Below are 10,436 nucleotides of genomic sequence, written 5' to 3' on the forward strand. Positions count from 1 at the left end.
ATACTTCTGATATGAATGCCCAACTTACCGGACAAGCTGCACTGAAATACAAGGCACACGTAGTTGGATTTAAGGTGGCCCACTATGGCAAAAGGGATTGGATTCCTGTTGATAGGGCAGTAGAAGCAGGGAATATTGCCAATATGCCTGTAATTATTGATTTTGGTGGATCTATGGCCTTTGCTCCACTGAGACTTAGGGAATTGTTTTTTGATCACCTTCGTCCCGGGGATATCTACACACACGTTTTTGCTGAATTGGGAGGTGCCAGGGAGCCTGTTGTTGATTATGAAACAAGGAAATTCAAACCATTTGTCAGGGAAGCGCAGGAAAGAGGGATCATTTTCGATGTGGGATATGGAGGAGCCAGTTTTGATTTCAGGCAGGCGATTCCATCATTGGAAGCAGGATTTTTCCCCAATACCATCAGTACAGACCTTCATAAAGGGAGCATGAATGCGGCCATGAAAGACATGCTCAATGTCATGAGTACATTTATGGCCATGGGAATGGAAATCCCCCATATCATCCAGGCAAGTACCTGGAATCCTGCCAAAACCATCAAAAGAGAAGAACTTGGTCACCTATCAGAAGGAGCAATAGCCGATTTGGCCTTGATTGAAGTGAGACAAGGCGAATTCGGTATTTGGGATAAAAACGGATATAAAGTCGAAACTGATAAAAAGTTCGAATGTGAAATGACCATCAAAGACGGCGAGATTGTTTATAGTGTCAATGGCCGAAGTGAACCGGTAGTATTGAAGTGATCAGCTAGACTGATTAAACATAAGCAATACAATCCATCTCTACCAAAGAATCTCCTGGTACTCCACCATAAGTAGCTACTGTGGTGCGTACGGGAGGTTTATTACCAAACCGTCCTTTATAAACCTCATTCATTCCTTTATAATCATTCAGGTCATGGAGGTACACATTTACTTTCAACACCTTTTCCATGGAAGAACCTGCTTTGATAAGTTCTTTTTCCAATTCTTTGAGAACATGGTCCGTATGTGCTTTGATATCTCCCTCAAAATGGGCGCCTTTTCCCGCCACAAAAATCATATTCCCCAATTTGGTGGAGCCTGAAAACAAAGGAACATCCTGATCTTGAACGACATTGAATACTTCTTTCTCTGGCGTGTTGTCCGTTTCAGCTTTTGCTACCATTCCTATTCCCGCAATTCCGGCAAGGGTTGCGATCATTTTTTTTAAGGTGGACCTTCTTTCTATTTTTTCCATGATTTTAGGTTGATTTTTAATTTCGTGTTAGACAATTCAATATATCGCTTTGGTTGAACTACTACAAGTTATCCTTAGTCCTTTATCTGGATTTAAAGATTGTTTACCCATATTTTCCATGGCCGGAGTATTTCCAACATTCAGAATAGGGAGAACGGTTTTTGAAACACTCCGGTAGCGTCAGAGAAATCCATTATTTATTCAAGACATTTTTTCAATCCTTCCTCAATACTGATTGCCTTCAACCCATAAGCCTTTTCAATTTTTGTAGAATCGAAGCAATAATCCTGATCCAATTGGTACCTCAGTTCCTTGACTTCTTTCAAAACCGGGATGAAAAGAGATACCAGATTGAGCATAAAGGGGCCAAGTATCTGAAGCTTGGGTTCCATGTTCAGATGTTTGGCTAGGATGTTTACCGTTTCCTGACCCGTGGGATATGCCTTTGAAGTCGGTAGATGCCATACCTGATTCCAGGCATCCTCTTGTTGGGAGAGAACTGCCGTCGCATAAGCGGCATCAGGAATGAAAGTGAATGAATGCTTTTTATCTCCTGCAAAGAGCCACTGGGCTGTTTTTCCGGCTTTCATGCGGTTGATGACAGATTCATTAAGAAAACTCAATTTCGCTCCCGGTCCATAAAAGTCCGCTGCACGGACTATCATCGATGTTAGTTTGCCTGCTTGGATTTCATCCAAAATCATCTGTGCGATTTTGGCACGGACTTTCCCTTTTTGACTTTGGGGATTGACAGGGGAATTTTCAGTCAGGTGTCCTACATACCCCGGATCATAGCAATACATGTTGTCAAAGAAGACCAGTTTGGCTCCATGTTTTTTGCATGCCTGAATGGTGTTTTTCATGATGATTGGCCACTGTTCCTGCCAAATTTTGGTTTTATAAGTAATCCCTGCAACAAGATACACTATACCAGAACCCTTGACAACTGCATCCACTTCACTTGGATTCAAAAGATCAGCTTTCATCAATTGGTCTTTGGGATTGATTTTCGAAGGATTGCGGCTGACGAGTCGGATATTGTCTGTGTAGGCAGAAAGGTCTTTGGCAAGAGCGGTTCCGATGTTTCCTGTAGAACCAAGGATGGTATGGAGTGTGGAGGTAGGCATGACGATTTTTAAATTAGGTTTAAAGTTTCAAAAAGTTATAGGCTTTAATTTACGCTATTCAATATTTCGATCATAATGGTTTCCCCTTTCTTGGTTCTGACTGTAAGCGTTACTTTTTGGGATGTTTCCATAGGTGAGTTTAGAAGGATATCACAGACATCGATGTTTTCGGTATCCATTTCATCGATTTTGATGATCTGATCTCCAAGATCGATTTTCTTTTCCAATTCTTTTGACCAGATATATCCTATGACCAGCTTGTTGTCCTTAAAAGTGGGACTTACATCCCAAAAAGAATCCTCGAAATTTTGGTCCTTTTCAAACAATTCGAAGTAACTGTTTTTGTTTTTATAATCAAGTGTAAACAAGCCATACCTAAGTAAACCCGAACCAATTCTGGAATTGTCTTCGTTTTTAGTATCTGTCCATACCTTGTGGATTGTAACTCCATTGACAAAAAAATCCGGAATCAACAACCTTTTGGATTTTTCTTCATCTGCCTGACCAAAAAGTCCAAAGGTATCAGAACCAAAACTTTCTGCTATGACTTCAAAGCCTTTTGCTTTTCTGAATTGTTTGAAATTCCTTTCTGACATCGTATAAAATTCATCTGCCCCTGAATCAAATATCAAAGATTCTTTGATATTTTTTCCAATTTGGATAGTAAGTATCGGTGAGCTTTGCCGGTCCAATTCTATGGCCGCTTTGTTTGACAATCCTTCCGAAAATGAATCAATATCACTTCCGATCCTCAGGATTTTATTTTTGGAATCAAACTGAACAATACTGTTTCTCAGAAGATTGCTTCCTATAAATCCTTCGATTTCAAAGCAATCCAAAAGGAGGTTTTCGTTGAGGACAATCGCGGGGATATCTGTGTATGCTGTTTGTCCTAATGCGATTTGTTCTAAAGTGACAAAAAGCAAGGAATCACTTTTACCTCCAATATCAGTGACAGGAATTTTGGTGATGATGGAAGGGGAAAGCTCATCAAACAAATTTCGGCTGATGGCTGTAGGCGCGCCTGTATCCAACAGAAATTTCCTTGATTTGCCGCCAATTTCTACCGACAGGATAATTTTTCCTTTGATAAATTCGTACTGGATTTCTTCAAAATAATTTTCAACAGATGGGCCTCCCAGGTTCAAGTCTAATGCTTGACCATGGATTTTGGAAGGTATAATTAGAGCTAAGAAAATAGCCGAAAAGATTGATAAAAGCTTCATTTCAAAATCTTGAGTAGGTTTCAATGGTTTTGGTTTTAGATCTTTGAGAATTAAAGGAACCTTCGAGATCTAAAAAAGTCCTCAAAGGCTCCAATTCATTCAAATTTCATCATTTTTCATCCTTTATTCTTCCTCCCTCATCCCTTTACATTACTTCTCCGTCACTTTCTTCACATTGTCCTCAGGCATCCTGTCCACGAGGTAATTGTAGGGATCGATGCCGGCATTCTGTGGTTTTTCTTTGACTTTGAAGGTGAAGGTGTTTTCAGGCTTGGTGATTTTGAGTCTTTCATACACCAATGGTTTGCCATAGGTTTGTTTAGATTCAGTTTCGCCAAAAACCCCTATATCTATGAAATCTACCAAAGGCACTGAGGTTTGCTTACCCAGAGAATCCGCCCTGAATTTCTCCGAGAAAGTAGTCAGAGTGACCTCATATTCCTCTCCGTTCTTGACATAATTGACTTCAGTGACTCTGTTTGAAAATACAGTGATATTTTCAAACATATCATCGATCACATACTGCAATGAGTCCGGAGTAACTTCACGGAAGGCATTTACCGCAGCAATGGAAGTAGGGTAGGGAGGTTCCTGATAGCCATGGTCGTTGATGAGCTTTTGAAGAGCAAGGTTAACTTTGTCCTCACCGATCATTTCCTTGAGGTAATACATCACCACGGAGCCTTTGTTGTAATGGATATAGCCCTGGTTTTCTGTTTCCATTATCGGTCTTTCAGCTTCAAATTCCCTGCCTCTGCCTCGCAGATAGCTGTTCATTTCATACTTCAGGAATTTATTCATTTTGTCACGTCCATATTCTTTTTCCATCACCATCAGGGCAGCATATTGGGAAAAGCTTTCGCTCATCATCTCCGTGCCGCGCATGTTGGCACCGATAAGTTGGTGTGCCCAATATTGGTGCGCCATCTCGTGCGCCACGACATAATATACCAGGTCAATGTCATCTTCAGTCACATCCCTCAGGTCTGTGATAAAACCGATGCTTTCACTGTAAGGCATGGTACCGGGAAATGCCTGCGCAAATGAACTGTATCTCGGAAATTCGATGATCCTACACTGCTTATGGTAATAAGGGCCAAAGTTTGTCGTATAATACTCCAAGGATTTTTCGAGACTTTGAAGCATGTTGGGGACATTGTACTCATGGCCTTCGATGTAATATACTTCCAGGTCCACACCTTTCCATTCCTTTCTTGCGACTTCATACTTTGCAGAAATGAAAGAGTAGAAATTTAGGGATTTGTGATCCAATTGATATTCATAATACTTCCGGCCATTCTCCTCCCATTCTTTGATCAGACTTCCTGGTGCTACCGCAATTTGATCAGTGGCAGTACTGATCACAGTATGCATATTGACCCAATCTGCATCTTGGTTGATATAGGAATTCTCCCTTGCTTTCAGATTAGACTCATCCAAGGCAGGCATTCTTTTCCTTGGGGGAAGTTCCAGTTTTACCCTTTTGTTTTTGTCGCTGATTTCATACCTGTTGGAATATCCGATTATTGGGAGGATATCAAAATTATTGAAGAATGTCCCGTTTTGGGTAAGTTGGGTAAATGAAACCTCATTCTCAAATCCCTTGGTGACTTTGGAAACCACCAATTTGATAGGCAAAGTATCTCCGGGCTGCATAGGTTGGGCTAGGCTGTAAATTCTGTAATTGAGCCGCTCATCATCCAGCTTAAGGCTTGAACCGGGAATGTCTATCCCCAAAGTATCTGGCATAGTCGGCATGCTAAAATGGATTTCAGGAATGGCTTCCTGTGACTTATTCATCAACAAAGCTTCCACAGTCACAAACAAATCACGTTTATAGGGATGGATGTCTATCTGATAGTCCAAATCTATCCATCTTGGCTGTGCTATTCCTTCAAATTTCTTGTAAGTAAGTTCGTATTCCTTTTGTCTGTTTTCCTGTTCTTTGGGACTGAGATAAGTATTGAGGATTTCTGTATTGTAAAACACAAATCCTCCGCATACCAAAAATGCAATCCCAAAAATGGCCAAATATCCGGATTTGGATTTCAGGCGCTGCATGGCATATTTCCTTCTGATGGAGAAATCACTTTCTTTACCCCTCACATAAAAGGAATAAATAAAAACACATAACAACAGGCAGAACAATGTCCAATACATATTGAACCATACCAATCCGGGGATGAATGGCCCAAACCCATTCATATCAGAATAAGTCACACTTGGTGTAGCCGAATAGCTCAGCATGTTGGAGTTGAGTTCGAGAACAGACCAAATGAATTCGTTCAAGATGATAAATGCCACAAATGCAAAGTAGGCGATGTACCTGTTGTTGATCAGGTAATGGAAAAGCAGGGCAATCACAACCATATACCCAAATTGGAACATGTCAAGTACCAAAAGGGATTGGGCATAAACCCCAAGCTCGTACCTCGTATATCCAAAGGCCGTTTGGGCAATCACTCCGACCAAAATGGTACTGCAAAGCACCAAAAAGATACTGATCATCATCGCTATCAGCTTCGAAGAAAAGAGCATCCCTGTTCTTACCGGTGTGGCATCTTCGATTTCGGAGATCTTTGCATCACGTTCTTTCCATACCAAAACTCCCGAATAGAAAGTGATGATACCAATCAAAAAGAGGTAAAATGCTCCCCTGATCACATCTATGACATCATAAGTCACAGGATAGCGGTCCGTACCGTATCCGCCTGTAAAGCTTGTCAGACTTGCTATCAGGTTGATCAAACCGATCAGGACGATAATGATAAAAGTCTGGTTTTTGGTAATGGCTTTGGTTTCAAAGGAGATCATGTGCCAAAATGCGGACCAAGAGAAGCCTTTGTTTTGAGGGATTTCAAAGGTTTTGATTTCAGAAAGTTCCAAAAGTGTAGGTTCTGCCTCGACTTTGGATTTTGATTTTTTGACCTTTTCTTTTTTTGAATTGAAAGAAAATCTTGAATACATAAACATCAAAAGCACCAAGCTCAAACCAATCCAGATGATCCTGTTAACCAAAAACTGACCTTCCAATGGGGTAGGGAAGAGGTTCTTTTCTTCAATCGTTTTGTATTTGGATAAGGTACTCAAAGGCTGAAAACCAAATGGATCAAGAATATTGGCCAACCATTCTTTTTCCAGATCGGCTGTGAATCCTTGGGAAACTACATAGAAAACCAGAATCAACATGGCCCCGACAAAAGACACAATATTGTTTCTGAATACCACTGCGAGGCTATATAAAAGTGCCCCGGCAATTATCGTATTTGGAATGGCAAAAGCCAAAATTCCCTGAATATGACCGCTCCAGATAATCGGCCCATAGCGCTCGGGCTGTGCCCACGGCATCAGTGGTCCGATCAATGCCCCTATCGAAACTCCCAAAAGCGGGATGATAGAGATAAGTAAAGCCCCAAAAAACTTTCCAAAGAAATAGTCGCTTTTTCTTATCGGAGAGCTGAATACAAACTGGTACATTCCTGTACTGAAATCCCTGTTAGCCGAGGCATTCATAAAAGCCGTCGTCATCAATAGGCAGATCAGTGACATCACCCCATAATAAGTCTGAATAACTGAAGGTGCATTTTTATAGACACTTCCTACTCCTCCTCCTATCTGAATCTGATCGGAAGACACCGCTCCAAATACCATCAAGGACACTATAAATAAGAAGATCCAAAGCATCGGTGATCCAAACCAATACCGCCACTCATGTTTGATAAATTTCCACATAATGAGATTGTTAAAGATTTAGATCAAAGAATTCAATTTTGCAAAAAACACATCTTCCAAAGTTTCTTCGGCTTTTTCGAAGCCGGAGTTCAAGGCTGTTTCGGAGAAGACATGGATTTGCGGTTTTCCTCCGACAAGCTTGTTGCTGATGATTTGGTAAGCATTTTGATACTCCTGAAGCTCAGCTTTATCTACTCTTTTTTCATAAACCTTATCCTTGATCTGGGCAAGCGCATCATCCGTTGTTCCGCTATAAAGTAACATTCCCTTATCCATGATCGCCATATTGGTACAGAGTTCACGGACATCCTGCACGATGTGGGTGGAAAGGATGACGATCGTTTGCTCGCCTATTTCGCTGAGTATATTATAGAACCTGTTTCTTTCTCCGGGATCAAGACCTGCAGTCGGTTCATCGACGATGACGAGTTTTGGACTTCCGATCAGACATTGGGCAATGCCAAAACGCTGTCTCATCCCGCCTGAATAGCTGCTGACGGCTTTTTTGCGGTGCTCAAAAAGGTTGACTTTTTGGAGAAGATATTCCACCATTTCGGTTCTTTCTTTTTTGTTGTCAAAACCTTTGAGAATCGCCAAATGATGGAGTAGGTCAGTGGCGGAAGTTCTTGGATAAACCCCAAATTCTTGGGGAAGGTAACCGAGTACTTTTCTGACTTTGTCTTTTTCTGCCAAAACATCTATGTCCCCCAAAGTGACTGAACCACTGTCTGCTTCCTGCAAAGTAGCAAGGGTTCTCATGAGTGATGATTTGCCGGCACCGTTTGGACCAAGTAGACCAAACATACCCTTTTCGATAGTAAAACTGACATCTTTCAGGGCATGTACACCGTTGGCGTATTGCTTGTTGAGGTTGGTAATGGTTAAGATCATAAATAAGATGTGAGATGTGAGAAATGAGATTTGAGACACAAGAAGCAAAATGCAAAACCCAATGAATCAAATGAGGTGAATGGTTTTGACTAAGTTACTTCCGAGAATAATGCCAAAAGTCAAAATAGTCGATTTTGGACTTTTGGTAAGGTTTTTTTAAAATCAAATGTCCGATTCTGATCAGGAATCGGACATTATATTGTATCGCTATTTGACAGCTTCTACAGTATATCCGGCTTTTCTAAGGAGTGCGATTACTCCGGTTTCCGAGCCAAGATGCCCTGAACCTACCGCAATAAAGGTGGATTGTTCTTTCACCATTTCTTCGATTTTGGGAATCCAGTTTTTGTTTCTATCCTCCAAAAGCAAATCGCCGTATTCTTTAAACATTTCATTATCCGTGATGATATCGTAAAGTTTTTCTGTGTCCTGCTGAAGGTAAGCACCTACAAGTTTATCAAATTCTTCCATGCTATCAGGATTAGTCATCATTTTGCCCAACTCCTCAATTTGGAGTTTTTGAGGAATTTTGTCAAAAACCCCCATTTGAAAGGCTACTGTTTCCAATCCTTTTACCGTTTTTTCCTGAGTTTTGGCTTTTTCGGTAAAAAACATTTCATAACTGCTCTGCTCAGTGCAGGGGAGCATCTTCACCAATACCATGGAAGAAAGCACAAAAGGCTTCAAAATACCCAATTGATCCAAACCCGCGCCATATGATTCTGTCAAAAACTTATCGAGAGAAGAAGCTTGTTCCGGGGTAAATTCTCCTTTGATGTTGGCAAACCCGGGGTTGACGGAGAGCTGCTGCATTTCTGCCATGAGGTTTGGGTCAGTCATATTCAATTCCATGGCAAGGACTTTGGAAGAAGCAAGCGCATTTTCAATTTTCTCATCCATGTAAAACTTGTCTTTACAGATCATGTGTATGGTACCAAAGAGGTAAGAACTTTCTTCCAGTCCGTTTCCACTGATTTTCCACAGCAGGGACTTTTCTTCTTTATCATTGGCAAAAGCCTGAAATACCAGCATGACCATCATCGCAGTGGCCAAAACACTTTTGAAGCTGAACTTTTTCATAATCATCGTTAATTAGTCTGAGGTTAATGTTAAATCAAAAATAGATAATATATTGAAGGAATTGTCCTGAAAATACAGCGATGCAGGATAAAGAGGATATTTGCATCTGTTTGGCTGTAATAAAAGTCACTGATATACTTTTCAAAAAAAATCATATTTGGAATGTCATATCTAATTTGGGAGAATCCTTTCCATTCCCAATAAACCCTTTGAGCCTTTGGTCAAATCAGAAAATCATATGATTTATAAGCTGAAGCCTATCCTTAACCAAAACCCAAAATGAAGCAAACAAAAAGAGATTTTCTCAAAAAATTAGGAGCTATGAGCGCTGGAACAGGCTTGCTGTCTGTCAATCCTCTTCTGGCAGGTGAACTTTCAGAAAACAAAAAATCAGATAAAGCCAAGACGAATTTCAAGGTCACCATTTTCCAGACTACGGATGTTCATTGTCAAATCCATGAACATGATGAGCTTTTTTGGGAAAATGGCAAATCCGTATTCAGAAAAACCGGTGGCTATGTCAATATGGATGCTTTTATCAAGAAACAAAGAGCAAATTGTGAGCATTCTTTTTTGGTCGACACAGGAGACATGTTCCAAGGTTCTATGCTTTCTATCAAAACTTCAGGACAAGCCATAGTTCCTTTGCTCAATGAATTGGAGTATGACTTATACCTTCCCGGTAACTGGGAGGTGATTTATGGAAAAGCACAGATGCAGAACCTTCTTGGTTCGCTTTACGCTCCTAAGGTCTGCGCAAATATGTATCATGATCTTGGTGATGGCAAAAAAGGCGAATTGATTTTTCCTCCATACCACATCTGGAACATTGACGGGGTGAAAATCGGCTTTCTTGGCTATAACGACCCCATGATCCCGATGCGCCAATCCCCCAATTACAGCAAGGGAATCTATTTTTCCAAACCTGAAGAAAACCTGAAGCATTATGTCGATGTGTTGAAAAACCAGGAGAAATGTGCATTTGTGATTATCCTGTCACATATTGGCCTTTCGCAGGAAATCCACCTTGCCAACCTTCCCGAATGCGAAGGAGTGGATTATATTTTTGGAGCTGATACCCATGAAAGGGTAAGGGTTCCCATCCAGGGAAAATATGCCAAAGTCGTAGAACCGGGCG

The 10,436-nt window shown here is 40.9% G+C and carries 8 protein-coding genes; 2 read left to right on the forward strand and 6 right to left on the reverse strand.

Annotation, left to right across the window (positions count from 1 at the left end; genetic code table 11):
- Positions 1-767: amidohydrolase family protein (locus tag ACZFYI_RS09390; protein WP_462523868.1), on the forward strand; the 767-nt coding region annotated here is incomplete at its 5' end.
- Between the two features lie 13 nt (positions 768-780).
- Here the strand turns inward: ACZFYI_RS09390 and ACZFYI_RS09395 are convergent.
- The 6 genes from ACZFYI_RS09395 to ACZFYI_RS09420 all read right to left on the reverse strand — a co-directional run bounded on the left by ACZFYI_RS09395 (position 781) and on the right by ACZFYI_RS09420 (position 9,298).
- On the reverse strand, positions 781-1,242 hold the full coding sequence (locus ACZFYI_RS09395; protein ID WP_462523869.1) for a RidA family protein: 462 nt from the start codon (positions 1,240-1,242) through the stop codon (positions 781-783).
- Positions 1,243-1,439: 197 nt separating this feature from the next.
- A complete protein-coding gene (locus tag ACZFYI_RS09400) occupies positions 1,440-2,369 on the reverse strand; it encodes an NAD-dependent epimerase/dehydratase family protein (protein WP_462523870.1) in 930 nt (309 codons plus the stop codon).
- Positions 2,370-2,413: 44 nt separating this feature from the next.
- Positions 2,414-3,595, reverse strand: coding sequence for a retropepsin-like aspartic protease (locus ACZFYI_RS09405; RefSeq protein WP_462523871.1), 1,182 nt, complete (start codon positions 3,593-3,595; stop codon positions 2,414-2,416).
- A gap of 150 nt (positions 3,596-3,745) precedes the next feature.
- Positions 3,746-7,327: an ABC transporter permease/M1 family aminopeptidase gene (locus ACZFYI_RS09410; RefSeq protein ID WP_462523872.1), complete on the reverse strand. Its 3,582-nt coding sequence runs from the start codon at positions 7,325-7,327 to the stop codon at positions 3,746-3,748.
- 18 nt (positions 7,328-7,345) lie between these two features.
- Positions 7,346-8,218, reverse strand: a complete 873-nt coding sequence (locus ACZFYI_RS09415) for an ABC transporter ATP-binding protein (protein ID WP_462523873.1) — start codon at positions 8,216-8,218, stop codon at positions 7,346-7,348.
- 207 nt (positions 8,219-8,425) lie between these two features.
- Complete coding sequence (locus ACZFYI_RS09420; protein WP_462523874.1) at positions 8,426-9,298, reverse strand: TraB/GumN family protein; 873 nt, start codon at positions 9,296-9,298, stop codon at positions 8,426-8,428.
- 279 nt (positions 9,299-9,577) lie between these two features.
- Here ACZFYI_RS09420 and ACZFYI_RS09425 point away from each other — a divergent pair.
- Positions 9,578-10,436, forward strand: an 859-nt coding sequence (locus ACZFYI_RS09425; protein ID WP_462523875.1) for a bifunctional metallophosphatase/5'-nucleotidase, incomplete at its 3' end; no start/stop codon positions are given.

This window comes from Aquiflexum sp., from assembly GCF_977115555.1.

What these genes read in the sequence shown, in the direction of transcription:
- ACZFYI_RS09395 (WP_462523869.1), bottom strand. Translation starts at nt 1,242, where the DNA reads ATGGAAAAAATAGAAAGAAGGTCCACCTTAAAAAAAATGATCGCAACC.
- ACZFYI_RS09420 (WP_462523874.1), bottom strand. Translation starts at nt 9,298, where the DNA reads ATGAAAAAGTTCAGCTTCAAAAGTGTTTTGGCCACTGCGATGATGGTC.
- ACZFYI_RS09410 (WP_462523872.1), bottom strand. Translation starts at nt 7,327, where the DNA reads ATGTGGAAATTTATCAAACATGAGTGGCGGTATTGGTTTGGATCACCG.
- ACZFYI_RS09400 (WP_462523870.1), bottom strand. Translation starts at nt 2,369, where the DNA reads ATGCCTACCTCCACACTCCATACCATCCTTGGTTCTACAGGAAACATC.
- ACZFYI_RS09405 (WP_462523871.1), bottom strand. Translation starts at nt 3,595, where the DNA reads ATGAAGCTTTTATCAATCTTTTCGGCTATTTTCTTAGCTCTAATTATA.
- ACZFYI_RS09415 (WP_462523873.1), bottom strand. Translation starts at nt 8,218, where the DNA reads ATGATCTTAACCATTACCAACCTCAACAAGCAATACGCCAACGGTGTA.